This is a genomic window from Futiania mangrovi (assembly GCF_024158125.1).
In the GTDB taxonomy this organism is placed as follows: domain Bacteria; phylum Pseudomonadota; class Alphaproteobacteria; order Futianiales; family Futianiaceae; genus Futiania; species Futiania mangrovi.
Genome location: NZ_JAMZFT010000001.1, coordinates 254,633 through 279,740 on the forward strand (window position 1 = coordinate 254,633; position 25,108 = coordinate 279,740).

General features: G+C 68.7%; 26 protein-coding genes. 18 read left to right on the forward strand and 8 right to left on the reverse strand.

Going from position 1 to position 25,108, the window contains the following annotated elements:
- The first annotated feature begins 9 nt into the window (after window positions 1–9).
- The 3 genes from NJQ99_RS01195 to NJQ99_RS01205 are packed head-to-tail and all read left to right on the forward strand — an operon-like array spanning window position 10 to window position 2,820.
- A complete protein-coding gene (locus tag NJQ99_RS01195) occupies window positions 10–789 on the forward strand; it encodes an ABC transporter ATP-binding protein (protein ID WP_407933351.1) in 780 nt (259 codons plus the stop codon).
- Between the two features lie 13 nt (window positions 790–802).
- A complete protein-coding gene (locus NJQ99_RS01200) occupies window positions 803–2,182 on the forward strand; it encodes an MlaD family protein (RefSeq protein ID WP_269330978.1) in 1,380 nt (459 codons plus the stop codon).
- Window positions 2,179–2,820, forward strand: a complete 642-nt coding sequence (locus tag NJQ99_RS01205; RefSeq protein ID WP_269330979.1) for an ABC-type transport auxiliary lipoprotein family protein — start codon at window positions 2,179–2,181, stop codon at window positions 2,818–2,820. Before NJQ99_RS01200 ends, NJQ99_RS01205 begins: the two co-directional genes overlap by 4 nt.
- Window positions 2,821–2,880: 60 nt before the next feature.
- On the opposite strand, the gene NJQ99_RS01210 is transcribed toward NJQ99_RS01205, so the two are convergent.
- Complete coding sequence (locus NJQ99_RS01210) at window positions 2,881–4,620, reverse strand: hypothetical protein (protein ID WP_269330980.1); 1,740 nt, start codon at window positions 4,618–4,620, stop codon at window positions 2,881–2,883.
- Window positions 4,621–4,768: 148 nt separating this feature from the next.
- On the opposite strand from NJQ99_RS01210, the gene NJQ99_RS01215 reads away from it, so the two are divergent.
- The 7 genes from NJQ99_RS01215 to NJQ99_RS01245 all read left to right on the forward strand — a co-directional run bounded on the left by NJQ99_RS01215 (window position 4,769) and on the right by NJQ99_RS01245 (window position 9,015).
- The gene (locus NJQ99_RS01215; protein ID WP_269330981.1) at window positions 4,769–5,023 is read left to right on the forward strand and encodes a hypothetical protein; all 255 of its coding nucleotides are present in this window, start codon (window positions 4,769–4,771) and stop codon (window positions 5,021–5,023) included.
- Between the two features lie 118 nt (window positions 5,024–5,141).
- Window positions 5,142–5,534 (forward strand): Hpt domain-containing protein, encoded by a 393-nt coding sequence (locus NJQ99_RS01220; RefSeq protein WP_269330982.1) that lies wholly within the window; start codon window positions 5,142–5,144, stop codon window positions 5,532–5,534.
- Window positions 5,535–5,639: 105 nt separating this feature from the next.
- A complete protein-coding gene (locus NJQ99_RS01225) occupies window positions 5,640–6,464 on the forward strand; it encodes an MBL fold metallo-hydrolase (RefSeq protein WP_269330983.1) in 825 nt (274 codons plus the stop codon).
- A 143-nt stretch (window positions 6,465–6,607) separates the two neighbouring features.
- A complete protein-coding gene (locus tag NJQ99_RS01230) occupies window positions 6,608–6,928 on the forward strand; it encodes a 2Fe-2S iron-sulfur cluster-binding protein (protein WP_269330984.1) in 321 nt (106 codons plus the stop codon).
- Window positions 6,929–6,933: 5 nt separating this feature from the next.
- The gene (locus NJQ99_RS01235; RefSeq protein ID WP_269330985.1) at window positions 6,934–8,001 is read left to right on the forward strand and encodes an NAD(P)/FAD-dependent oxidoreductase; all 1,068 of its coding nucleotides are present in this window, start codon (window positions 6,934–6,936) and stop codon (window positions 7,999–8,001) included.
- Between the two features lie 17 nt (window positions 8,002–8,018).
- The gene (locus NJQ99_RS01240; RefSeq protein WP_269330986.1) at window positions 8,019–8,339 is read left to right on the forward strand and encodes a 2Fe-2S iron-sulfur cluster-binding protein; all 321 of its coding nucleotides are present in this window, start codon (window positions 8,019–8,021) and stop codon (window positions 8,337–8,339) included.
- A gap of 58 nt (window positions 8,340–8,397) precedes the next feature.
- Window positions 8,398–9,015, forward strand: coding sequence for a class I SAM-dependent methyltransferase (locus NJQ99_RS01245; protein ID WP_269330987.1), 618 nt, complete (start codon window positions 8,398–8,400; stop codon window positions 9,013–9,015).
- A 19-nt stretch (window positions 9,016–9,034) separates the two neighbouring features.
- Here NJQ99_RS01245 and NJQ99_RS01250 read toward each other — a convergent pair whose 3' ends face one another.
- On the reverse strand, window positions 9,035–9,664 hold the full coding sequence (locus NJQ99_RS01250) for a glutathione S-transferase family protein (RefSeq protein WP_269330988.1): 630 nt from the start codon (window positions 9,662–9,664) through the stop codon (window positions 9,035–9,037).
- A 108-nt stretch (window positions 9,665–9,772) separates the two neighbouring features.
- Between NJQ99_RS01250 and NJQ99_RS01255 the strand changes: the two genes are divergently transcribed.
- Entirely contained in the window at window positions 9,773–9,955 is a 183-nt protein-coding gene (locus NJQ99_RS01255; protein ID WP_269330989.1) for a hypothetical protein, read from the forward strand.
- A gap of 7 nt (window positions 9,956–9,962) precedes the next feature.
- Here NJQ99_RS01255 and doeB read toward each other — a convergent pair whose 3' ends face one another.
- The 6 genes from doeB to NJQ99_RS01285 form a co-directional block, all read right to left on the reverse strand.
- Window positions 9,963–10,958, reverse strand: coding sequence for a N(2)-acetyl-L-2,4-diaminobutanoate deacetylase DoeB (doeB, locus tag NJQ99_RS01260; RefSeq protein WP_269330990.1), 996 nt, complete (start codon window positions 10,956–10,958; stop codon window positions 9,963–9,965).
- The gene (locus NJQ99_RS01265; RefSeq protein WP_269330991.1) at window positions 10,955–12,151 is read right to left on the reverse strand and encodes a M24 family metallopeptidase; all 1,197 of its coding nucleotides are present in this window, start codon (window positions 12,149–12,151) and stop codon (window positions 10,955–10,957) included. The genes doeB and NJQ99_RS01265 overlap by 4 nt, the downstream gene beginning before the upstream one ends.
- Before the next feature lie 103 nt (window positions 12,152–12,254).
- On the reverse strand, window positions 12,255–13,433 hold the full coding sequence (locus NJQ99_RS01270) for a vWA domain-containing protein (protein ID WP_269330992.1): 1,179 nt from the start codon (window positions 13,431–13,433) through the stop codon (window positions 12,255–12,257).
- A 22-nt stretch (window positions 13,434–13,455) separates the two neighbouring features.
- Window positions 13,456–13,620, reverse strand: coding sequence for a hypothetical protein (locus NJQ99_RS01275; protein WP_269330993.1), 165 nt, complete (start codon window positions 13,618–13,620; stop codon window positions 13,456–13,458).
- Window positions 13,621–13,793: 173 nt separating this feature from the next.
- Entirely contained in the window at window positions 13,794–15,404 is a 1,611-nt protein-coding gene (locus NJQ99_RS01280) for a hypothetical protein (protein WP_269330994.1), read from the reverse strand.
- Between the two features lie 113 nt (window positions 15,405–15,517).
- Window positions 15,518–16,360 carry an AAA family ATPase gene (locus NJQ99_RS01285; RefSeq protein ID WP_269330995.1) on the reverse strand — a complete coding sequence of 281 codons (843 nt, stop codon included), beginning with the start codon at window positions 16,358–16,360 and terminating at the stop codon, window positions 15,518–15,520.
- A 237-nt stretch (window positions 16,361–16,597) separates the two neighbouring features.
- On the opposite strand from NJQ99_RS01285, the gene dksA reads away from it, so the two are divergent.
- The 7 genes from dksA to recA all read left to right on the forward strand — a co-directional run bounded on the left by dksA (window position 16,598) and on the right by recA (window position 24,993).
- A complete protein-coding gene (gene dksA, locus NJQ99_RS01290; protein ID WP_269330996.1) occupies window positions 16,598–17,014 on the forward strand; it encodes an RNA polymerase-binding protein DksA in 417 nt (138 codons plus the stop codon).
- A 147-nt stretch (window positions 17,015–17,161) separates the two neighbouring features.
- Window positions 17,162–17,662, forward strand: coding sequence for a flagellar basal body-associated FliL family protein (locus NJQ99_RS01295; RefSeq protein ID WP_269330997.1), 501 nt, complete (start codon window positions 17,162–17,164; stop codon window positions 17,660–17,662).
- The gene (gene fliM, locus NJQ99_RS01300; protein WP_331283228.1) at window positions 17,659–18,837 is read left to right on the forward strand and encodes a flagellar motor switch protein FliM; all 1,179 of its coding nucleotides are present in this window, start codon (window positions 17,659–17,661) and stop codon (window positions 18,835–18,837) included. Before NJQ99_RS01295 ends, fliM begins: the two co-directional genes overlap by 4 nt.
- Complete coding sequence (locus tag NJQ99_RS01305) at window positions 18,837–19,367, forward strand: MotE family protein (protein WP_269330998.1); 531 nt, start codon at window positions 18,837–18,839, stop codon at window positions 19,365–19,367. The genes fliM and NJQ99_RS01305 overlap by 1 nt, the downstream gene beginning before the upstream one ends.
- Window positions 19,364–21,142 (forward strand): hypothetical protein, encoded by a 1,779-nt coding sequence (locus tag NJQ99_RS01310; protein WP_269330999.1) that lies wholly within the window; start codon window positions 19,364–19,366, stop codon window positions 21,140–21,142. The genes NJQ99_RS01305 and NJQ99_RS01310 overlap by 4 nt, the downstream gene beginning before the upstream one ends.
- 188 nt (window positions 21,143–21,330) lie before the next feature.
- Complete coding sequence (locus NJQ99_RS01315) at window positions 21,331–23,790, forward strand: response regulator (protein WP_269331000.1); 2,460 nt, start codon at window positions 21,331–21,333, stop codon at window positions 23,788–23,790.
- A gap of 114 nt (window positions 23,791–23,904) precedes the next feature.
- Window positions 23,905–24,993, forward strand: a complete 1,089-nt coding sequence (recA, locus tag NJQ99_RS01320; protein WP_269331001.1) for a recombinase RecA — start codon at window positions 23,905–23,907, stop codon at window positions 24,991–24,993.
- Window positions 24,994–25,108: the final 115 nt, after the last annotated feature.

The following is a 25,108-nucleotide window of genomic DNA, read 5'->3' on the forward strand; positions in this document are numbered from 1 at the left end:
CAGGGGCCGATGCGCGACGCCGTCATCGAGGTGCGCGGCGTGCGCAACCAGTTCGGACGGCAGGTCGTGCACGACGGCCTCGACATCGACGTCTACCGCGGCGAGATCCTGGGCGTCGTGGGCGGGTCTGGCACGGGCAAGTCCGTGCTGCTGCGCACGATCGTCGGCCTCAACCGCCCCAAGGCAGGAGAGATCCGCGTGTTCGGCACCGATGTGCTGCGCGCCCCCCCGGCCGAGCGGCGCGCCATCGAGCGCCGATGGGGCGTGCTCTTCCAGGACGGCGCGCTGTTCTCGTCCCTGACCGTGCGGCAGAACGTGGAGGTGCCGATGCGCGAGCATCTGGACCTCTCGCCGGCGCTGCGGGCGGAGCTTGCGGAGTTGAAGGTCGCCATGGTCGGCCTGCCGCCGGAGGCGAACGACAAGTTTCCTTCCGAACTCTCGGGCGGCATGCGCAAGCGGGCGGGGCTTGCCCGTGCGCTGGCGCTCGATCCGGAAATCCTCTTTCTCGACGAGCCGACGGCCGGCCTCGACCCCATCGGAGCAGCCGCCTTCGACACGTTGCTGCACGATCTCGGCGAGACGCTGGGGCTGACCGTGTTCCTCGTCACGCACGATCTCGATACGCTGGTCGCCACGACCGACCGCATTGCGGTGCTGGCGGAGAAAAGGGTGCTGGTGACCGGCACGATGGAGGATATGGTGCGGCAGGATCATCCATGGATCCGGGAGTATTTCTGCGGACCGCGGGCCCGGGCAGCCCGGGGCGCCGCGGCGGCCGGGAACCGATGAAGGCGGAGACGGCATGGAAACCCGCGCGAACCATTTCCTGATCGGACTGTTCACGCTGCTGGGGCTCGCCGCGGGAACCGGGCTACTCATCTGGTTTGCGAACGTGCAGGTGTCGCGGGAGTTTGCCTACTACGACATATTGTTCAAGAACACGGCAGGCCTCTCGCGCGCGGGGGACGTGCGCTACAACGGCGTGCTGGTGGGGCAGGTTGCCGACATCGCGATCGATACGCGCGATCCCGGAAAGGTGCGCGTGCGCGTGGAAGTCGATGCCGAGACGCCGGTCAACGAGGACACGATCGCCACGCTGGAGCTTCAGGGGGTGACGGGCGTCTCCTTCGTCTCCCTGCAGGGCGGAGGGCCGGCGTCGGCGCCGCTCGAACCCGGTCCGGGCGAGCGTTATGCCGAGATCCCCTCGAAGGATTCCGCCTTCCAGGACGTGCTGACCGCCGTTCCGGAGCTTCTGTCACGCGCCATCGAGCTTCTCGACGAGGTGCGCGGCATCGTCAACGACGACAACAAGGCCCGCATCGCGTCCATCCTGAAGAACGTGGACGAGGCGACGGCCGACCTGACCGTCACGCTGCAGGAGGTGCGCACGCTCACCGGCGAACTGGGTGTCGTGGTGGGCGACGTGCGCGGCTTTACCGGAAATCTGGGCGAGCTGACCGATGCGGCCGGGCAGACGATCCGCACCGCGGATGCGACGCTCGACTCGGCGCGCGCCGCGATCGAGCGGGCGAACGCGGCGATCGCGACGGTGGACCGGCTTGTGGAAGGGGAGGTCACGGCGCTCGTCGCCGATCTGCGCGGCGCGGTCCGCCAGGCCGACACGGTGTTCGCGGACGCCTCGGGCGCGATCGCCACGGTCAGCGGGCGCGTGGAAACGCTCTCCGCCACCGCGGAGGAGACGCTTGCCACCGCGACCGAGACATTCGCGGCCGCGAACCGGACGCTTGCCGGGATCGACCGTCTCCTGGCGGGTACGGATGGCGTGGTGGAGCAGGCCGAGGCCGCCTTTGCGACGGTGAACCGGGTTCTGGATGGGGACATCGCGCCGCTCGCAGGCGATGTCCGCAAGTCCGTCGCCACCGCCAATGGCGCCATCGAGCGGACGGCTGCGCTGCTGGAGCGGGAGCTTCCCGCGATCACGCGCGAAGTGCGCAGCGCCGTGGGCCGCGCCAACGGGTTCGTCGGCGAACTGGAGGGCCTCGTCATCGACAACCGTGCACCGCTCAACGACTTCATCCAGTCGGGGCTGCCGCAGTTCGTCCGCTTCGTGCAGGAGGCGCGCCAGCTCGTCCTCAACCTCGAGCGCGTGACGGCCCGGATCGAGGCCGATCCGGCCCGCTTCCTTCTCGGCACACAGACACCGGAGTACCGACCGGAATGATACGCCATGCTCTGATCGCCGCCGTTGCCCTTGGGCTGGCCGGATGCGGAACCCTCCCGCTGCCGGGTACCGCGCCGGCCGACCTTTACGACCTGTCTCCGAAGAACTCGTTTTCGGAGAATCTGCCCACGGTGGGCTGGCAGCTGATCATCGACGAGCCGGTGGCGACGAGCGCGGTGAACACGAGCCGGATCGCCCTCAAGCCGAGCAACCTCGAGGTCCGCTATTTCGCCGACGCGCAGTGGATCGACCGTGCCCCGAAGATGATCCAGTCGCTGCTGGTGGAATCCTTCGAAAACAGCAATCGAATCACGTCGGTAGGCCGGTATGCGATCAACCTGACGTCGGATTTCCGGCTGATGGGCACGCTGAGGGAGTTCCAGGCCGAGTATGCCGTTCTTGGCGAGGCGCCGGACGTCCGCGTGACGCTCAACCTCAAGCTGGTGCGCGAGCCGCAAGGTCATATCGTCGCGGCGCGCACCTTCGAGGAACGGGTGCCCTCGACCGCGAACACAATGCCCGAGATCGTGCACGCCTTCGACCTGGCGACCGGGCAGGTGCTGAAACGCAGCGTGGAATGGGCACTGCGCGAGATGGCGGAGATCGGCGTGCCCAAACCGCGCCGCGACCCGTCCTGAGCGCGGTCTGAGCGCGGCCCGCGCGCCGCGATCGGGAGGTTCCGGGCGCTGTCCTGACGGTCAGCTGGTTTCGCCGGCCTCTGTCTCTTCGCTTTCGGCCTCCGTGGCCCGCGCATCGCGCGCAGCGATCAGGAGGTCGGCAATCAGGGTCACGTCGGTTGCCGGCAGGGCGCCGCGCTGCGCCTCGAGCCCGTCCGCCGCGTCGAGCGCCTCCGTCAGCTTCCCGTAGTTGGTGAGGTAGCGGTCGGCATACTTGCGGAATTCCTCGCTGGCGCCATAGGCAGTCGCCAGGTTCTCCTGCCGGTCGGCGGCCCAGCGGATCAGGTGCAGCGTGAAGACGTCCCGCTCCCCGTTCATGTAGCGGCGCCAGTTCGCAACGGGCGGATTGGTGCCGAGCAGCCGGTTGAGATCGATCGTCAGCGCATGGAGCCCTTCAAGCTGGGTTTTCAACGCCTTGGGCAGATCCAGAAGGAGGGATGAGGGAAGATCCTCCAGCGCCGATTCGTCGAGTTCCGCATGCTCGCCGTCATCGGTCGCGGCGACGGCGAGCGCGGCCTCGCGCGTGGGGGCGGCGGCTTCCGGTTCCGGCTCGGCGGCCTGCGGCTCCTCCTGCTCCTCGTCGAACACCTCAAGTTCGGCGAGTTCCCCGGCCTCGCTCTCCTCGAGGTCCAGGTCCAGCCCGGCCTCCTGGCTCTCCTCGTCCGCCGCGCCGGGGCCGGTGTCCCCGTCCACCGCATCTTCGTCCTGCGGACCGGGGCCGGCCTCCTCATCCGGCACGCCCAGATGGAGGGCGTGCTGGCTCTGCTCCCGTGCCGCATCCTCGATGCCATCCCCTGCACGGGCTTCCTCGGTGTCGGACATGTCGAGCAGGTCGGAAGCGAGCGGATAGCGGGACGGGCGCGCGCCCTCCCGGCCCTCGGGACCTGCGTCACTGTTCTCCGATGCCGCCTTCTTCATCAGCGCGAGCGCCTTGGCCGCATCCTGGGTCGAGCGGTGGTGGGCGAGATAAGCCGTCAGTTCTTCCAGCGGCGTCAGGGGGCGGCCGTCCTCGCCGCGGGCCGTTGCCGCGGGGACCGCTTCGTCCGCTTCCCGTGCATCCCCGTCTTGTCGTGCCCCGGTGAGCGCCGCCCCGATCTCGGCGAGGGCATCGGCATCGGCGCCGCCGGCAGGGGCGTGCCTGCCGCCCCCCTCGCTCGCGGAGCCGAACATGCGTGCCACCTGGTTCGCCTCGTTGCCCAGCAGGTGCGCAACGTCGCGCAGCGCCTCCCGCTCGGCTGCCAAATGCTTCTCGATCTGCTGTGCCTCTGTCCCGATCTGGCGGCCCGCGGACTGCACTGCAGAGATCTGCTCTGCCAGCCGTTCCTCGATGTCCTTCATGGTCCGGTCGAGACCGTCGAGTGCGGTCGCCATCGCCTGGATACGCCGCTCGAACCCGGCAGCCGCCGTGTCGGCATCTTCGCGAGCGAAATCCATCGGCGCGCTCAGCCGCCGCGTGGCGTGCGTCAGTTCCGTGGCGATTCGCGTGAGCGTCGCCGCCCGGTGCAGCGAAAGCGCCGCAAGCCACACGAACAGCGGCGGCAATATGCCGAGGATGGCGAGAGAGGCGAGCACGTGCGGCGCCAGCCCCCAGTTGGCAGGGTTCATGCCCGCATCCGCGCCGATGCCGAAATAACCGCGGACATAGGCGATCACGGCGCCGATCCAGACGACCGAAAAGACCGCGACCACGAAATAGATGGCGCCGGTTGCGCCGCCGCCGATCTCCCTGCGTTCCCGCCGGTCAGACGTGCCTTGTGTCATCGTCGCGTCCCGATCGCCCCTGCTTGACCCTTGACACTGCATTACACTATCCGGCGTGTGCGCGTCCACGCAGGCGGGCATGCGGAAACCTCCGTATGTGTGCGTGGCGTGTCTGCAGGAAGCGCGCGGGGGCACAAGGGGGCAGGGCATGAAGCGGGAGGGGCGCAAGCCGCCGACGGTGGCGCAGCGGCGGTACCTGGAACGCGGGCTGACGCAGCCCGGCGGCAAGTTGCCGCTGTTCGACGGCGAGGGACGGGCCGTCGATGCACGCACGGTGCGCGCGTGCGTCGAGGCCGGCTGGGCCGAGCCATGGTTCCATAATCCGCTCAAGCCCGACTGGCTCGTCTGCCGGCTGACCGAGGCAGGACGAAAGGCCGCCGGCCGCACGCCCGGCGCGTCCTGAGCGGTTGCCTGCCCAACAGGAAAAACACGTCATGCGTGCTTTCGACCCCGGCCGTTAACCCGCGGGCAAGGCAGACAGGCGCAAGCTCCCCCGAAGTGCGGACTTTCGGGGGCGTTCCATGGCGTATGCGGGCAGTGAAAGGGTGCGGGGCGGCGAGGCGGCATCTGCGGACCGCTGCGTGATCGACGAGGCGCACCTGATGCACTACACGCTTGGCGATCAGGCGCTGGCCTGCGAAATCCTGGAACTGTTCGTGGCGCAGGTGGATATCTACCTGGAGCGGCTCGGCGGGGCGAAAGACGACCTCGCCTGGCACGAGGCGGCGCACAGCCTTAAGGGCTCGGCCCGCGCGATCGGGGCCCAGGTCCTGTCGGCGCAGGCCGCCGCCGCCGAAGCCATCCGGCATGAGGACGAGGACGTCCGCGCCCGCCACCTGGCAACGCTTGCGGCAAGCGTGGAAGATGTGAAGCAGGCCGCCGCCGGCTATCTGCAGCGCGTCAAGGCAGCTTGAGCGCGTGCCCGGGCCCGTGCCAGCCTGACGCGGCGCCTATCCCTTAACAAGATCACGCACGCGGTCTAAGGTTTTTCCGGTGCAGCAACCGGCGGGGTCGGGCCAGTGACGTTCACGGTGACATTCTGGGGCGTACGCGGCTCTATCGCCTGTCCTGGCGCGCGGTATGTGCGCTACGGCGGAAACACGAGCTGCATCGAGGTCAGGGCCGGGGACCAGACCTTCATCCTCGACTCCGGCACCGGCATCCGGGAACTGGGACTTGCGCTGATGAAGCGGGAGGAGCGGCGCGCAACGCTGCTTCTGACGCATACCCACTGGGACCACATCAACGGGTTTCCGTTCTTTACGCCGGCCTATCATCCGGACCGGTCCCTGCGCATCATGGCAGGCCATCTGCCCGCCCACACGCAGATCGGCAGGGTCCTGTCGGAGCAGATGTCGAAGCCCTTCTTCCCCGTGCCCATCGGGATCATGAAGGCCGCCATGACGTTCGACGACTTTACCGCCGGCGACCGGTTCCAGCTGGGCGGCGGCACGCGGGTGGTGACCGCGGCGCTGAACCATCCGGACGGCGCGTGCGCCTACCGGATCGAGCATGGCGGCCGCGCGGTCTGCTACGTCACCGATACCGAGCATCTGCCGGGCCAGCCCGACCAGTCGGTCCTCGGACTGATCGAGGGGGCGGACCTGGTGATCTACGACTGCACCTACACGGATGCAGAGTTCCCGGCGAAGGTCGGCTGGGGACATTCCACTTGGCAGGAGGCGGTGCGCCTGTGCCGGTTGGCGCAGGCCAAGCGCCTGGCGATCTTCCACCACGATCCCGACCACGACGACCCCGTCATGGACGCGATTGCCGCCGAGGCGCAGGCGACGTGGGCGGGCGCCTTCGTCGCGCGCGAGGGCATGACGGTCGCTCTCGACTGACGCCTGCGGACTGCCAACGTCAGCCGTGCATTGTCGGCCGGGGGCTTGAAAGGCTGTGACAATCGGCCGAGATGCGCTATGTCAGCGCCGCGCCCAGCCACGTCCCGGCTTTGTCGAACCTGTCCTGCCTACCGGAAGCGCTCATGGCCAAGATCACCTACATCGAATTCAACGGAACCCCGCACGAGCTTGAGGTCGCCGAAGGTCTCTCCGTAATGGAAGGGGCAGTGAAGAATGCCGTTCCCGGCATCGACGCCGATTGCGGCGGCGCATGCGCCTGCTCCACCTGCCACGTCTATGTGGACCCGTCTTGGGGAGAAAAGGTGGGAAAGCCGTCCGAAATGGAGGAGGACATGCTCGACTTCGCGTTCGACGTACGCGAGAACTCGCGGCTGTCCTGCCAGATCCGTGTCACGCGCGAGCTGGACGGCCTGATCGTCCGGCTTCCTGAAAAGCAGTTCTGAGTCTCATGGAAAACGCAAGAATCGCAGCTCCCGTCCAGGCCGAGCCCGGGGGCGAGTACCGCACGGACGCAGTCATCGTGGGGGCGGGGCCGGTGGGCCTCTTCGCCGTGTTCGAGCTTGGCCTGCTCGACATAAAGGCGCACCTGATCGACGTTCTCGAAGTGCCGGGCGGCCAGTGCGCGGAGCTTTATCCCGAGAAGCCGATCTACGACATCCCGGCGCTGCCGGTGGTCACGGGCCAGGAGCTGACGGACCGGCTGATGCAGCAGATCGCGCCGTTCGACCCGGTGTTCCACCTGGGCCAGACGGCGGAGGCCATCGCGAAGACGGACGAGGGCCGCTGGCGCGTGACGACGAGCGCAGGCACGGTCGTCGACGCCCGCGTCATCGTGATCGCGGCGGGCGGCGGCTCGTTCACACCGAAGAAGCCGGCGCTGGAGGGGATCGAGGCCTATGAGGGCACCTCGGTCTTCTACGCGGTGCGCAAGATGGACGCCTTCCGCGGCAAGCGGCTGGTGATCGCGGGCGGCGGCGATTCCGCGCTCGACTGGGCTCTGAACCTGAAGGACGTGGCGGAGCGTGTGACGCTGGTCCATCACCGCGACGGCTTCCGCGCCGCACCCGACAGCGTGAACAAGATGCGCTCGGCCGTCGCGGCGGGCGAAATGGACCTGAAGATCGCGAAGCTGCAATCGCTGGAAGGCGCTGCGCCGCAGCTGACGGGGGTGGGCGTCGCCTCCAAGGAAACCGGCGACGAGACGATCCCGGCGGACGCGATGCTAGCCTTCTACGGGCTGACGATGAAGCTGGGGCCGGTCGCCAATTTCGGGCTGAACCTGCACGAGAACCTGATCCCCGTGGACACGGAGAAGTTCGAGACGAGCGAGCCGTCGATCTTCGCGGTGGGCGACATCAACTGGTATCCGGGCAAGCTGAAGCTGATCCTGTCGGGCTTCCACGAGACGGCGCTGATGGCGCAGGCGGCCTTCCGCTATGTCTATCCCGACGCCAAGCTGCGGTTCCAGTACACGACGTCGTCGACCAACCTGCAGCAGAAGCTCGGCGTCGCCTGAATTCCGGGAGAGTTGCGATGAAGATCCGCGTCACCGACCAGACCGGCAAGGAGCACGAGCTCGAAGGCATCGAAGGCTGGCGCGTGATGGAGATCATCCGCGACTGGGGCCTGCCCATCAAGGCGGAGTGCGGGGGCGCGTGCTCCTGCGCCACCTGCCACGTCTATGTGGACGAGGACTGGATGGACCGGCTGGTCCCGGCGACCGACGAGGAGCTGGAGATGCTCGATACCGCCCCGGCGGTGGAGGACAACTCCCGCCTCTCCTGCCAGATCCTGATGAGCGAGGCGCTCGACGGGCTGCACGTGACGCTGGCGCCGGGGTCCGAGCCCGACTGAAGCCGTATCGGGTGTCCCGAATGACGCCGGGGCGCTTCTCTGCTATGCTGCGCCGATCATGAAAACGCTCTACGACCGGCATGTGCTGCCGCGCCTGATCGATCTGGCGTGCGGGGTTTCCATGGTCACCCGCCAGCGCGAAAAGGTCGTGCCCGCAGCGGAGGGCACGGTGCTGGAGGTCGGCATCGGCTCCGGCCTGAACCTGCCGCACTACGATCCCGCGAGGGTCGACCGCGTGATCGGCGTCGAACCCGACGACCATATCTGGAAGCTGTCGCGCAGGCGGCGGCAAAGCCTCGGCTTCCCGGTGGAGCGGGTCGGCCTGCCGGGGGAGGCGATCCCGCTCGACGATGCAAGCATCGACACGGTGGTCGTCACCTACAGCCTTTGCACCATCCCCGACGCGGTGGCAGCGCTGAGGCAGATGCGGCGCGTGCTGAAGCCCGGCGGGCGGATGCTGTTCCTCGAACATGGCGAAGCGCCCGATGCGGGCGTCAGGCGCTGGCAGGACCGCATCCAGCCGTTCTGGGGACCGATCGCGGGCGGTTGCCACCTGGGCCGGCCGATCCCGGAACTGATCCGGGAAGCGGGCTTCGCCATCGAGGACCTGCAGGCCGCCTATCTGCCCGGCCCGCGGCCCATGACCTTCAACTATTGGGGCAGCGCGCGGCCCTGAGGCGCTGCCCCGCGAGGGCCTACTGGTTCTTCGGGCTGGTGGCGGCGAACATCTCCTGCGCGCCGAGGCGTTTCGCATGGGCCGCGAGCGCAGGGAACCGGTCCGCGTCGGCAAGCCCGACGTTCGCGACCTCCATAAACTCCCATAGCACGACGCTGGTGATGTCGGCCTGGCTGAGCCTGCCGCCCGCGAACCAGTCGCCGCCCGCGGCGGTGAGCCTGGCGTCGAGCGCGTCGAGCGCGGCCGCGGCGCTGTCCTTCATGCGCTGGGAATATTCGGGCCAGCGCTTGTCTTCCGGGCGGCGGGTGTCCTCGTTGAAGGCGACGACCGCGCGGTCCATGACGCCGGTCAGGAGTGCGAGAAGCTGCAGCATGTCGCGGCGCGCGGTTCCCTTCGCCGGGATCAGGGCGCGTTCCGGACCCGCCATTTCGTCCAGCGTGTCGAGGATCGCGCCCGATTCCACCAGCGCCGTGCCGTCGTCGAGAATGAGCACCGGCACGCGGCCCAGCGGGTTGTGGCGGCGGATCTCGGCCAGATGCTCCGGATTGACGATGGCGAGCGGGATCTGCTCGTACGCCATCCCGTAGTGGCGCAGGCTGATCGCGACGCGGCGGGTGTAGGGCGAAAGCGGACGTCCGAGAAGCTTCATGGATATTCCATCCCTGTCAGTGTCGTTTTGCTGTCGTGGGTGCGGGCAAGGAGATGCGATGAGAGGTAGGGACTTCAAGAGCGGCGCGACAATGGCTATTTTAGAGCGATGGAACGCACCGGGGATAAGTTTCTTGAAAGCGTGGAGCCCGGCCGGGTCGGGCGCGGTCCGGCAATGCTGCTCGCCGCGGGCGCGGCGGCGGGGCTTCTGGTGCTGTTCGGCGAGGCGCTGGCCAAGGGGTACGAGGACCTCTATTTCGCCGGGCTTCTGACCGCGCTCGGCTGCTTCTGAGCCTGCCTCAGTCGGTGGGGACGGCGACCACCGCGAGACAGTCCCCCATCTGGACCTTCCCCGGAAAATGCCGGCCTGCGAGAAGGCCTGAGAGCTTCGCGCGATGCTCCACGGGTGCCGCGCCCAGCCGCTCGGGCGCATGGACGCGCGCGATCACGTCGCCAGCCTGCACCCGGTCTCCGAGGTCGGCGCAGGGTTCCACAAGACCCGCAGCGTCGGCGAAGACGAAGCAGTCGCCCGACGGCATGTCGAGGCGGACGGAGCGCGCGGGCGCGACCGGTCCCGGCAGAACGCCCGCGTGGGCCATAACGTTGCGCACGCCGGTCCGCGCGATGGCGACCGTGCGTGCGGTCGCGGTGCCGCCACCGCCAAGCTCCGTCGTGACGAAGACCTTGCCCATCTCCTCCACGGTCGTGTCGAGCATGCCTGCGGCGTCGATCTCCAGCAGGCTCATGGCGTAGGGCGCGCCGAAGGCATCGCGCGCGGCGGCGCAGGCTGCTTCCTGCGCCTTGTCGGGCAGGATGTGCGAGGCGGCGAAGGGCAGGAAGTCGAGCGTCCGGCCGCCCGAATGGATGTCGAGCACGAGGTCTGCCAGCGGCACGAGATGGCGGGCGACATAGTCCGCGATCTTCTGCGTCACCGTGCCGTCTGGCCGCCCGGGAAACAGCCGGTTGAGATTTCCGCCGTCGATGGGCGAGGTGCGAGTCGCCGCCATCACGGCGGGGTGGTTCATGAAGGGCAGGAAGATCGCGCGGCCGGTCATCGCGGTCATGTCGATCTCGCGCGAGAGACCGGCCAAAGCCAGCGGCCCTTCGTACTCGTCGCCGTGGTTGCCCCCGGTCAGGAGCACGGTCGGCCCGTCGCCGTTCTTCAGGCAGGCGACCGGGATCATCACGTGCCCCCAGGCGCTGTCGTCGCGCGAGAAGGGCAGGCGCAGGTGGCCGTAGTGCGCGCCCTCGGCGTCGAAGTCGATGGTCGGCGTGATCGGGGAGGGAGCAGTCATGGCTTCACGAACAGCTTGCGGGGCGTCTCGCACAGCGTCTGCGACCCGGTGTCGGTGACGAGGACAGTCTCCGAAATCTCCAGCCCCCAGTCGTCGAGCCAGATCGCCGGCATCAGGTGATAGGTCATGCCTGCCTGCAGCACCGTCATGTCGTCCTTGCGGAAGGACATGGTGCGCTCGCCCCAGTCGGGCGGATAGGACAGGCCGATGGAATAGCCCATGCGGCTTTCCTTGGTGAAGCCGTGGGCGTTGAGTGCCCTGGTGAAGGCGTACCAGACATCGTGGCAGGTGTTGCCGGGCCGGGACTGGTCGAGCGCAGCCTCGATACCCGCCAGCACCGCCTCCTCGGCGCGGTACCAGATGTCGGGCGGCGTGCCGAGATAGACCGTGCGCGACAGCGGCGCATGGTAGCGGCGGTAGCAGCCCGAAAGCTCGAAGAAGGTGCCCTCGCCGCCGCGCAGCTGCCGGTCGTCCCAGGTGAGATGCGGGGCCGACGCATCGACCCCGGTCGGCAGCATGGGCACGATTGCCGGATAGTCGCCGCCGTAGGGGCCGTCCTCGTCCTCCGCGCCGCGGATGGCGGTCCGATAGATCTCCGCCACGAGGTCGCACTTGCGCACCCCCGGTTCGATCATCTCGAGCACATGGGCGTGCAGCCCGTCGGAGATTCGGGCCGCCCGCCGGATGAAGCCGATCTCCGTCTCCGACTTCACGATGCGGCACCAGTTGACGAGGTTGGTGGCGTCGTAGAGACGCGCCTGCTCCATCGTCGCGCGCAGCGCGGCATGGGCGGCGGCGGAGAAGTAGTAGTTCTCCATCTCCACGCCGATGGTCGACTTGCCGAAGCCCATGTCGATCAGCAGTTCCGCGAGGTGCTGCATGGGGTGGCGGTCGGGCGACTGCACGAGGTTGTCCGGGTAGCCGACGATGCGGTCCTCGTCCATCCAGACCGTGCGCATCGCGCCCGCGGCGTCCATGTTCCGGCCCCACCAGATCGGGTTTCCGGACGCGAACACGATCACCGCCTGGTGGACGTAGAAGGACCAGCCGTCATAGCCCGTCAGCCAGGCCATGTTCGACGGGTCGGTGGCGATCATCACGTCGATGCCCGCATCCTCCATGCTGACGCGCACACGTTCTATGCGGTCGGCATATTCGTCCCGGCTGAAGCTGAGCAAGACGTCCTGCGGCATGGGCACCCCGTCGGTTCTTCGTGTCGCCTGTCGTCCGACACAACCAGCCCGATGCACGCAGGTGCAAGGAAAAATCCGTGTATGGCCGGGCCGCGCGCGGCGCCTAGCGCCCGAGCGCCTTCACCGCGCGGTCGAGCCCGTCGAGGGTCAGCGGGAACATGCGGTCCTCGAAGATCTGCCGGATCATCTGGACAGAGGGCGTGTAGGACCAGTGCTTCTCCGGCACCGGATTGATCCAGACAGACTTGGAGAAGGTCTCGGTCATCCGGCGCAGCCAGACCGCGCCCGGCTCCTCGTTCCAGTGCTCCACCGAGCCGCCGGCATAGGCGATCTCGTAGGGGCTCATCATCGCGTCGCCGACGAAGACCGCCTTGTAGTCGGCGTTGTAGGTGCGCAGCACGTCCCAGGTGGGCGTCCGCTCCTCGAACCGGCGGCGATTGTCCTTCCACACGCTCTCGTACAGGCAATTGTGGAAGTAGAAATGCTCGAGATTCTTGAACTCGGACCGGGCGGCGGAAAACAGCTCCTCGCACAGCTTCACGTGCGGATCCATCGAGCCGCCGATGTCGAGGAACAGCAGCACCTTGACGGCATTGTGCCGTTCGGGGCGCATCTGGATGTCGAGATAGCCGTGGCGGGCGGTTTCGCTGATCGTTCCGTCGAGGTCGAGCTCCTCCGCCGCACCCTCGCGCGCCCAGCGGCGCAGGCGGCGCAGCGCGACCTTGATGGAGCGGGTGCCGATCTCGACGTCGGTGTCGAGGTTTCGGAACTCCCGCTTGTCCCAGACCTTCACGGCGGAGAAGTTCCGGTTGCCGTCCTGCCCGATCCGGATGCCTTCGGGATTGTAGCCATAGGCGCCGAAGGGGGAGGTGCCGGCCGTGCCGATCCACTTGTTGCCGCCTTCGTGACGCTTCTTCTGCTCCTCGAGCCGCTTCTTGAACTCCTCCATCAGCTTGTCCCAGCCGCCCAGCGACTCGACAAGCTTCTTTTCCTCTTCCGTCAGAAAGCGTTCCGCGAGCTTCTTCAGCCATTCCGCGGGGATGTCGACGGCTTCTTCCATCGGAAGTGTCGGCTCCAGCCCCTTGAACACCTTGCCGAAAACCTGGTCGAAGCGGTCGAGGAACTTCTCGTCCTTCACGAGCGAGGCACGCGCGAGGAAATAGAAGTCGTTGATGGAGTATTCCGGTACGCGCGCGTCCATCGCCTCCAGCAGCGTCAGGTACTCCCGCACGGACACGGGTAGCCGGGCTGCCTTCATCTCGTAGAAGAGGTCGAGGAACATGGGGCGGCGCTCCCTTGGCCTGTCAGGTGGCGCGCTGGACGATGACGATGATCACGAAATAGGCCGCGAGCGCGAAGGTCGTCCAGACGCCCGCGCGCATCAGGGCATCCGGCCAGCCCAGGCGCTTGCGCAGGCGGCCCCAGGCGAGAACGGCGGCGAACACGACGGCGAGAACGAGAAAGCCCATCGCCTAGCGCCTCCCGGCGCGGTGCGCCGTGCGGTTGCGGTCTGCCGTCATGCCTTGTCCAAGCCTCCACGCCGGTACTGGTTTCCGGGTGGGAGACTAGCGCCCGGAGCCCCCCTCGGCCAGTGGGCTTTGCGCAGAGGTGGCAGGTGCCGGACGTGGATCGCGGAGATATGCTAGCCCGGTGTGAAGGTGCAGGGTGCCGTGATGTCAACCTTGAGCGCCTCGGGCGGGGGGACCGCGGAAGGATTGCGGAAGACCGTCAGGCGGTCTGCGCGTGGGAACGCGCCCGGCTGCAATTCCTGCTCGAAATCCATGGCCGCATCGCTCAGCACAGGGAGGGCCAGCACCTTCTCGCCGTCTTCGGGACGCATCGGCGGGAAGAGGGGACCGCTGCGCCAGCGGTAGGTCTGGATGTAGTCGGCCGAGCGCCATAGCGTGCCGAGATCCATTGCCGAGGTCATGCACCCGGTCCTGTAGGAGACGAGAAATTCCATCACGTGCGCCTCGGGTAGGCGCGCGGCGGTCACGCCGCCTGCGATGGTCAGGATGCGCGGAGGGCGCGCCGCCGCGCGCGGGTCCGCCGCCCAATCCGTGGCGATGGCACCCGCCTGCTCCCTCAGCACCGCCAGAAAGCCCGCATAGTCGCGCAGGCTCACGAACGCATACTCCCGCGCCAAGGCCGCCTCGAGCGCCGAGGTGTTCCCGTCGTTGCGGAGAAGGAGGTGGAACACGGTCGGGTTCAGCGTGTGCACGCTCATCACGAGAGTGAGCAGAATGTTGGCACCCGCCGCTGCCATGGCCGTCCGCAGACCCGCGCCAGCGGCAGCGATGCCGGGCGCGAGAAGCGCCGCGGCAACCGGCAGATAGGGGACGAGCGCGCGGTAACCGAACATCATGTGCGCGGTCGCCATCGTCGCAAGGTAGGGAGCGAGACAGAGCAGGCCGAGCAGCAGCATGCGCCGGAAGGAGCCGGGCGCGGCTTCGATGCGCGCGCGGCGCAGCAGGACCGGACCGAGGGCAAGCACGCCGAAGCCGGCAATATAGGCAAGGTTCGCGAACAGCGCGCCCCCGGATGCAAGTCCGGCCTTTGCGTAGAAGGACGAGGGCAGGGGCGTGCCGTATGCAAGCTGTGCGTACAGCAGCCACGCTCCAAGCAAACCGCCACCCGCCAACGCTCCTGCCCATGCGCAGGGTGAGGCGCGGTAGCGCCAGAGGACCGCGAGGCCGAGCGGCGCCACGAACAGCAGGGCATCGTGGCGGGTCAGCACGATCAGTGCGCACAGGAACAGCAGAAGTCCCGCCTTGCGGGGTGCGGATTGGCGGCCGAGGTCGTGCGCAAGCGCCGCCGCCGCGGCGAGCATGCCCGCGAGCATCGGCGTCTCGAGGCCGCCGACGGACCAGAGCGCAAGAAACGGCGAGGTGGCGGCTATCGCGAGGAAGATCGCGCGGGCCATCCCGTCGAGGCGCGCGGCGAGGATCAGCACGCCGCCGAGCGCGAGAAGCGGGCCGGCAAGCCGCCACACCCCGACCGGGTCGAGCCCCAGGAGCGCGACCCCGGCGGCAATCAGCCCGTGCAGGGGAGAGGTCAGCGCGCTGACCGGCTCTCCCGGATTATAGACGAGCGCGCTGTGCGTGGCCGCGTTGTGGGCATATCGGGCGACGATCCACGCATCGTCCGCGGTGAACGGCCAGAACTGAAGGCACAGGAGCACAAACATGCCGACGGCAAGCGCCGCCGGCACGATCTGCCGCTCCCGCATCGAGGCAACCGCTGTCAGGCTCACCCGCTACGCGCCCTACCCAACCGAATACAGGGCGAGAGCCTAGACCGGCATGCTTAACGCGGGGTTAGGCCGTCCGCGGCCGGGCGTCCCGGGCACGGCCAGCGGGGGAGAGGCTATTGCCCCCGGCGCTGCAGGAAGGCGAGGCGTTCCAGCAGGTGCACGTCCTGCTCGTTCTTCAGAAGCGCACCATGCAGCGGCGGGATCACCTTCTTGGGGTCGCGCTCGCGCAGGACCTCCGGCCCGATGTCCTCGGCCATCAGCAGCTTCAGCCAGTCGATGACCTCGCTGGTCGACGGCTTCTTCTTCAGGCCGGGCACGTCGCGCACCTCGTAGAAGACCGACAGCGCCTCGCGCACGAGGTCCGCCTTGATCTCCGGGAAGTGCACGTCGACGATTCTCTGCATCGTGTCGCGGTCGGGAAAGCGGATGTAGTGGAAGAAGCACCGGCGCAGGAAGGCGTCCGGCAGGTCCTTCTCGTTGTTCGAGGTGATGATGACGATGGGGCGCTGCTTCGCGCGGACCGTCTCGCCGGTCTCGTAGACGAAGAACTCCATGCGGTCGAGTTCCTGCAACAGGTCGTTCGGGAACTCGATGTCGGCCTTGTCGATCTCGTCGATCAGCAGGACGACACGCTCGTCCGACTCGAACGACTCCCACAGCTTGCCCTTGCCGATGTAGTTGCGCACGTCCTCCACGCGCGGGTCGCCGAGCTGGCTGTCGCGCAGGCGGGAGACGGCATCGTACTCGTAGAGACCCTGGTGCGCCTTGGTGGTCGACTTCACGTGCCATGTGACGAGGCGCAGGCCCAGCGCCCCGGCGATCTCCTCGGCCAGCACCGTCTTGCCGGTCCCCGGCTCCCCCTTCACGAGGAGCGGACGCTCCAGCCGGATCGCCGCATTGACCGCCACCATCAGGTCGTCGGTCGCGACATAGGTGCTCGTGCCTTCGAAACGCATGCTGCTTCCCTCGTCAATTTCGCGCGCGCGAAAGGCAAGCTAGGGGGGCATCGCCCCCGCATCAAGCGTTCCGCGTGCCGGTCTGCCTTGCGGCGGCGCACACTCATGACGTGACTTCTGCGAAAATTCGCGTATATAGCGCCGCATCTCTCCCGACGACTCGCGCGGGGAACAGTGGTGCCAGCCGGGTCTCTTACGTCAGGGATGCCGAGGATGGAGAGGGACAGGTAGAAGCTCATGTCGGTTGAATTGCCCGCAGATTACGTCCCGTCGGACGACGAGCCCTTCATGAACGAGCGGCAGCTGGAGTATTTCCGGCGCAAGCTCGAAACCTGGAAAGCCGACATCCTGTCGCAAAGCCGGGAGACGGTTCACGCGATGCAGAGCGAGGAGATGAACCTCGCAGACATCGCCGACCGGGCGTCGTCGGAGTCGGAGCGCGCGCTGGAACTGCGCGCCCGCGACCGCCAGCGCAAGCTGATCTCCAAGATCGATTCCGCTCTGCGGCGGATCGAGGACGGCTCCTACGGCTATTGCGAGGAGACGGGGGAGCCGATCAGCCTGAAGCGGCTCGACGCGCGCCCCATCGCCACGCTCTCCATCGAGGCGCAGGAGCGTCACGAGCGGCGCGAGAAGGTCTACCGCGACGATTGATCCGGCCGGGCCCGGCGGCGTGCTGACGTTCCGTTAATGCAAACGGAACGTTAACCCGCCCCGCCCCATGCTGGCGGCGTGCGCCTGACGTGTCCCGTTCGCGTGGATGTGTCGGCGTGGAACCGCAAGCGACGGGATGGCCCTGCCATGACCGATCTGGCCGCGGACCGGGCGACCGGCTCCGTTTTCCTTTCACGATGGCACCGGCTGACGCCGGGGCGCCGGCTGCTGCTTGCCGCGCTGCCCATGGCGTGGCTCGCACTCGGCGCGCTCATCGGCTATGGCGCGGGCCGGATCGACGCGATGCACCCGGCAGGCGGTGCCGCCGGGCAGGGCGCGCCCTTGCGCGCGGCCTGGGATCTGCCCGACATGCTCGTGACGCTCGATTCTCCGGCAGAGCGTCCGGTCTATCTGCGCCTCGCGGTCTCTCTCGAACTCGCCGGCGGCGCCGCGCAGCAGCGCGACGCGGCACGGCTTGCGCGCCTCACCGACAGTTTCCAGACCGGCTTGCGCGCCCTGCGTCCCGTGGACCTGTCGGGTGCGGCGGGCACGCAGCGCGTGAAGGACGAACTGGCCCGGCGCGCGGCGCTGGTCCTCGGGGCGGGCCGGGTCGAAGGCGTTCTGATCCGGGAGCTTCTGGTGCAATGAGCGCAGACGACGCCAAGATGCTCGATGCCTGGGCGGCCGCGCTCGAGGAAGAGCGCAGATCCATGCTCGGGAACAGCCTGCTCACCGACGAGTTCCTCGACGAGCTTGCGCCCGACGCGGCAGCCGACGCCGGCACGGATGACGGCATGGGCGACGGGGTGGGCCGCATCCTGAACCAGGACGAGATCGACAGCCTGATGGGGTTCGATCTCGACGCCGGGGGAGACTGGTCCGACGAGGGGGCGGAGGACGCCGCCGGCGGGTCCGGAAGCCTTGCGGCGATCGTCAATTCCTCGCTGGTCTCCTACGAGCGGCTACCCATGCTGGAGATCGTTTTCGACCGGCTGGTCCGCCTGCTCACCGGCTCGCTGCGCACGCTGACCGCAGGTTCGGTGGAGGTCGACATCGAGAGCATCTCGTCGGTGCGCTTCGGAGACTATACCGAACAGGTGCCGGTGCCGACGCTGATGGCGGTCTTCAAGGCGACGGAGTGGGACAATCACGCGCTCTTCACGCTCGATTCTGGCCTGATCTACGCCGTGGTGGACATCCTGCTCGGCGGGCGCCGTGGCGGGAGGGCGGTGGACCCCGACGGACGGCCGTTCTCCACGCTGGAGCGCCGCCTCGTGGAGCGCCTCGTCACCGCGACGCTGGACGACCTTGGGCAGGCATTCAAGCCGCTTGCGGACGTCCATTTCACCCTCGACCGGACCGAGACGAACCCTCGTTTCGCCGCGATCGACCGGCCGTCGAACGCCTGCGTCCTCGTGCGCCTCAAGATCGACTTCGAGAAGCGCGGCGGCCGCATGGACCTGCTGTTGCCGCATGCGACGCTGGAGCCTGTGCGCGAGGTCCTGCTGCAGATGTTCATGGGCGAGAAGTTCGGCCGCGACAAGATCTGGGAGAGCCACCTTGCGGGAGAGGTCTGGCGGACCGAGGTCGAGATCGAGGCGGTGCTCGACGAGCGCACCGTACCGCTCGGCGACCTGTGCCGGCTCAAGGTCGGCGACACGCTGATGTTCGGCGCGATGCCCGACGGCGAGGTCGTGTTGCGGGCGGGCGGCGTGCCGCTGCATACCGGAACGGCGGGCCGCACGGGCAGCAGGGCCTCTGTGACCGTCGTGCGCGCGCTGGCCGGGGAGGCTGCGGCGGCGCGCGGCGAGGATGCGGCCTGATGGTGCGGTTCCGGTTCGTCTTCGTCCTCACGGCTCTCTGCGTGGCCGGGGCCTGGTTGCTGGCTGTGGCTCCCGGTGCGGCTGAGGAGGCGGGCTACCTGACCCCCGACCAGGAGGCCCTGCATGAGGGGCTCGCGCGCCGGGCGGCCGACCTGGACCGGCGGGAAGCCGCGCTCGACCTCAAGGCGCGGGAGCTGGAAACGCTCGCGCATGAGATCGCACGCAGGATCGACGCACTCGAGGCCGAGGGGCGACGCATCTCCGCCGCCCGGGCCGCCCTCGACCGGAGCCGGAACGCAGAGGCCGATGCGCTCGCCCGTGCCTATGGCGCCATGCGCCCGCGCGAAGCAGCCGCCGTGCTGGCCGGTCTTTCGCCCGCTCTGGCCGAGGACATCGCCGCGCGGCTGCCTCCGATGAAGCTCGGCCCCATCCTCGGCCACCTGCCGGAAGAGCGCGCGCGCGACCTGACCCGCCGTCTCGCCGCGCGCGCAGGCCTTGCCGCCGCCGGACGGGACGGCAACCCGTCGTGACCGCGCCCCGCGCCGCAGCCCTGCTGGCCGCCGCGTTCCTCGCATGCGCCGGACCGGCCCGGGCCGACAGTGCATCGGCGGGGGCGACGGACATTCTTGCCATGGACCTCAAGGGCTGGGCCGGCGGGGCCGATGCCGCCTACTGGCCGCGCCGCCATGCGCTCGAAACGGCGCTCCTGGAGGCGCCGGAAGAAGAGACGCCGGACCGCCGTCTCGCGCTCGTCCGGTTTCATCTCGCCTATGGAGAGGGTGCGGAGGCGCTTGGTCACCTGGAGACGCTGACCGGAACGGCGCTGCAGCCGGCAGCGCGGTCGCTTCTCGCGGGGGCGGCCCGGATGCAGGCCGGGCAGGTGACGGAGGCGCTGCGCGCGCTGTCCATCCCGGCGCTGGCGCACGACCGCCACGCGCGCTTGTGGCGCGCGCTCGCAGCCGTGCGCCGCGGCGACTGGCAGGGAGCCGGGCGGGAGCTGGCCGCCCTCGGCCCCAAGGCGCTGGGCGGGGTTCTGGCCCTCTATCCCGAGGCGTTCGCCGAAGAATTGCTGGCCGGTGCCGCGCGCGCCGCGACACTGACCGCCGATGCCGCACTCGCGCGGCTGCTGGGCGAGACGGGCCGCGTATACCCGCTTCCGCCGGTCGCTTCCGCCCGGGTGGCGTTGGTCGTCGGCGACACGGGTGCGGCGCGGCAGGCGCTTGCCGGGGCGGAGGTGGCAGAGGGGCCGAACGGGGCGGCCGAGGCGGCCTATCTGCGCCTCGCCCTGCGGGACGCGCCGATGTCCGGCCGCCGGGCTGCCCTGCACGGGCTTGCCCGGGATGCCGAAGGCAGCCTCGCTGCCGAGATCTGGGCCGCCGCGGCAGAACAGGCACGCCGCGACGGCGCGCCGCTTGCCGCCTTCGAGGCCGCGGCACGGGCCCGCGCGACGGCGCCGCCCGGACCCTGGCGGCAGGCGCTGGCGCATGCGGCGGCGGACGATCTTGGGCACCTGCTCCTGCCGGGCCCGGGGGACGCGGTCCCGCTGTCGCCGATTGCGGCTGCCGAACTCGTCCTTGCGCACCGCGACCTCGTGGAGGGTGCGCCGAACCGGCTGGGCCTGCTCGAAGGGTTCGCCGGCACTCTGTCGCGGCTCGGTCTTCCCGATGCGGCCGCGCGCGTCCTGATGCGTGCCGCCGACCTGCCCGAGGCGCGCCCGCAAGGGCCGTGCCTGGCGCTGCGCGCTGCGCGGGCGGCGCTCGCAGCGGGCGATCCGGAACGTGCCCTCACCTGGGCGGCGCGGGCGGAGGCGGGCGCGCACCCGCAGGAGGACCGGCACGCTGCACGTCTCCTCGGCGCGCGTGCTCTCGCTGCTGCGGGGCGCACGGACGAGGCGCTGGCAGCAATCGGAGAGGCGGACGCAGGCGATGTGGCATCGCTGCTTGCGGTGCGCGCAGAGATCGCCTGGCAGGGGGAGGCGTGGGGTGAGGCGGCCGACGCTGCAAACACGCTCCTTGTCCAGAGGGCGGCCTACCGGGCCGGAGAGACGGGCGCAGCAGGACAGGACGGCGGCCCGGATACGGGCACGCTGGCCCGGCGGGCTGCCGTAGCCTTGATTCGCAGCGGTGCCCGCGCCGATGTCGTGGCGGAACGTCTCGCCCCGCTTCCGGCACAGGCCGGAGCGCGCGACGGGCCGCGGATCGATGCGCTCGCGGCGGTTCTCCTGGGCAATGCGGAGCCTGGGAGTGCCCAAGATATCCGGGTCTTGCGCGCAGCCCTTGAGACGCTGTCCCAGGCAAGACCCTGAGACGGCCTTGCCGCGCATACCTCGGGGCAGCCATGCCATTAACCATTCGTTAAGTTACGCCCGCCGAACGTGAGCGCCGGGGGCGGTGCGCCGGTGCGGCGACAGGCGGCTTGAGGTTCAGAATGGTCCGGCGCACTCTTTCACGGGGCGATTCATCGCCCGCCGCGACGCGCGACAGGGCGACCCAGGTGAGCCAGGCCGAAGACATGCTGCAGAAGGATAGCGCCGGCCGCGGGGCCGTTGCCGGCGGCCGCGACTTCACAGCCTGGTTCGGCGTTGGCGGCCTCGTTCTCGCGGTCGCGGTCAGCGCGGCGCTGCTCGTCAACTCTGAGGATGCGGGGCTCCGCACGGTATCGCTTGCGGTGGCGCTGGTGCTGCTGGCCTTTCTCGTGGCGGCGGACACCTTGCGCACCCGAACCACCGCGCGCGGCGCAGCGGAGGCGGAGCGGGCGCTGGCCACCGCGCTGTCGGTTTCGGCCGACGGAATGGCGGTCAGCGACAAGGCGGGGCGGCTGCTCACCGTCAATGCCGCGTTCCGGGCGCTGTTCCCGGTCTCCGGCGCGCCGGCGATCGACCGGCTGCTGGTGCCGGAGCCGGACAGTGCCGAGCCGCTCTACCGCCTGTTCCGCGCAATGCGCGAGGGAGAGGTGGCCGAGGCCGAGGTGACGCTTGCCCGCGATGGCGGTACCGCGCGCGTGGATCTCGCGGTCGGGCCTCTTCCGGGAGGAACGGGCCGCGCGCTGTGGCGGATCACGTTGCGCCCGGACACGGCAGCCCCGCAAGCGGAGGCGGCACCGGGCGATCTCGATCATCTGCCGGTGGGGGCGTTCACAGCCGACCTGCAGGGGCAGGTAATGGCGCTGAACGCGCGTCTCGCGGACTGGACAGGACGCGCCGCGGCAGCTTGCACCGACGGGCTGCGTCTCACGGACCTGTTCCCCACGCTTGCCGAGGAGACGCCCGAGACCTGGGACACCGTCGTGGTGCGTGACACCGTCCTGCCGGGGGGTGAGGACGCGGGCGGCAGCATGGCGGGCAGACCGGTGCGCCTGCTTCTGCATCTCGAGCGGGAGAGCGGCGAGGTACCCGGCCGCATCCTCGCCCTCGTGCTGCCGGGAGAGGTGCTGGGAGGGACCGGCACCGGCGCCGAGGAGAGCGGCGACGGCCATCTCGTGCGCTTCCTCAACCAGACACCCATCGGCATCGTGGTGGCCGAGCCCGATGGTGCCGTGATCGAATGGAATCGCGGTTTCGTGCGCCTGACCGGCGAAGGGGAGACGCGCAGGCTGACGGATGCGCTCGCGCCGGAGGATGTGGCCGAGGTTGCCCTGCGGCTCAGGGACGCCTGGGAAGGCAAGCGCTTCGACGCGCCCGCCGAGGTGCGCTTCCCGCGCACCGGCCGCGTCGCCCAGCTTTACGCCAGCCGCATCGAGGAGGCGGACGTCACCGGGGTCATCGTCTACCTGATCGACACGACCGAGCAGAAGTCGCTGGAGTTGCAATTCGCCCAGTCGCAGAAGATGCAGGCCGTGGGTCAGCTGGCCGGCGGCATCGCCCATGACTTCAACAATCTGCTGACCGCGATCATCGGGTTCTGCGACCTGCTGCTGGTCCGGCACGAACCCGGCGACCCGTCCTTCGGCGACGTCATGCAGATCAAGCAGAACGCCAACCGCGCGGCCAATCTCGTGCGTCAGCTGCTGGCCTTCTCGCGCCAGCAGACGCTCAGGCCGAAGGTGCTCCAGCTGACCGACACGCTGGCCGACCTCTCGAACCTGCTGTCGCGCCTGATCGGCGGGACCATTCACCTGAAGATGATCCACGGGCGCGACCTGGGTCTCGTGAAGGTCGACCAGGGCCAGTTCGAGCAGGTCGTCATCAATCTCGCGGTCAACGCGCGCGATGCGATGCCCGAGGGTGGCACACTCACGATCGCCACCCGCAATGTCAGCGCCGACGAGGTGCGTGTGCTGGGGCACCCGCTGATGCCGCCTGCGGACTATGTCTGCATCTCCGTCACCGATACGGGCACCGGGATCCCGAAGGAAAACCTGGGCAAGATTTTCGAACCCTTCTTCACCACGAAGGAGGTGGGCAAGGGCACGGGCCTAGGCCTCTCGACGGTCTATGGCATCATCAAGCAGACGGGGGGATTCGTCTTCCCGGTCTCCGAGGTGGGCAAGGGCACAACCTTCGACATCTACCTGCCGCGCCACGAGGAAGAACAGAAGGCCGCGCCTGCCGCCGAGGAGGCGCCGCCGGCGCGCCAGGACCTGACGGGCCGCGGCACGATCCTGCTGGTGGAGGACGAGACGGCGGTCCGCTCCTTCGCGGTGCGGGCTCTCACCACGCGCGGCTATCACGTGCTCGAGGCCGACGGGGGCGAGGCCGCCCTCGAGATCGTGCAGGAGCATCCGGGACGAATCGACCTGCTGATCTCCGACGTGGTGATGCCGACCATGGACGGCCCGACCCTCGTCGCGGCCGCGCGGAAATCGCGGCCGGACATGCGGATCATCTTCATTTCCGGCTATGCCGAGGATGCTTTCCGCAAGAGCCTGAAAAAAGACGAGAATTTCACATTCCTGCCGAAACCCTTCTCGCTCAAGCAGCTCGCTGCGACCGTCAAGGACGTGCTCAACGCCTGAGCGGAGCACGGACGAAGCGCGCGCGCCCATGTTCCACACTTGTTCGCAGGAACAAATTATGCACACTTGCGGCTGTTGCGACGACTCGCGAGCTGTGAGAGGAAAGGGACGGCAATGGGCCAGGGCAGTTTCCGGTTGATCGAAGGCGGGGGAGAAAAGGGCGGCATGGACAAGCAGAAGGCACTCGAAGCCGCGCTCTCGCAGATCGAACGCGCGTTCGGCAAGGGCTCCATCATGAAGCTCGGCCAGAACGAGGTGCAGGCGGTCGACGTCGTCTCCACCGGCTCGCTGGGGCTCGACATCGCTCTGGGCGTGGGCGGCCTGCCCATGGGCCGCGTGATCGAGGTCTATGGGCCGGAAAGCTCCGGCAAGACGACGCTCGCGCTTCACGTGGTCGCCGAGGCGCAGAAGAAGGGGGGCATCTGCGCCTTCGTCGACGCCGAGCATGCGCTGGACCCCGGCTATGCGCGCAAGCTGGGCGTGGATGTGGGCGAACTGATCATCTCGCAGCCCGATACGGGCGAGCAGGCGCTGGAGATCGCCGACACGCTGGTGCGTTCTGGCGCCGTCTCGGTTGTGGTGATCGACTCCGTCGCCGCGCTGACGCCCAAGGCCGAACTCGAGGGCGAGATGGGCGACAGCCTGCCCGGCCTGCAGGCCCGCCTGATGAGCCAGGCGCTGCGCAAGCTCACCGCGTCCATTTCACGCTCGCACTGCATGGTGCTCTTCATCAACCAGATCCGCATGAAGATCGGGGTGATGTTCGGTTCGCCGGAGACGACGACGGGCGGCAACGCGCTGAAGTTCTATGCCTCGGTGCGTCTCGACATCCGCCGCATCGGCGCGATCAAGGACCGGGACGAGATCGTCGGCAACCAGACCCGCGTGAAGGTGGTGAAGAACAAGGTCGCCCCGCCGTTCAAGGTGATCGAGTTCGACATCATGTACGGCGAGGGCATCTCCAAGATGGGAGAGTTGATCGACCTCGGCGTGAAGGCCGGCATCGTGGAGAAGTCGGGCTCCTGGTTCTCCTACAACAGCCAGCGCATCGGGCAGGGCCGGGAAAACGCCAAGCAGTTCCTGCGCGACAATTCCGACATGGCGGCGGAGATCGAGCAGGCGATCCGCGCGAATGCAGGCCTGATCTCCAACAAGATCATGGGCGACGAGGAGGGCGACGAGGACGCGGCCGCCGAGGGCTGATCCGGCCGCTGCCCGCACCGTCCTCCCGGGTTGAAACCGGCGTCCGCGCGCGCGATATCCTTGCGCCCGTGGCCTGCAGCAACGGTGCGTCTGGACGGCGTGCCGCCGCACCGAT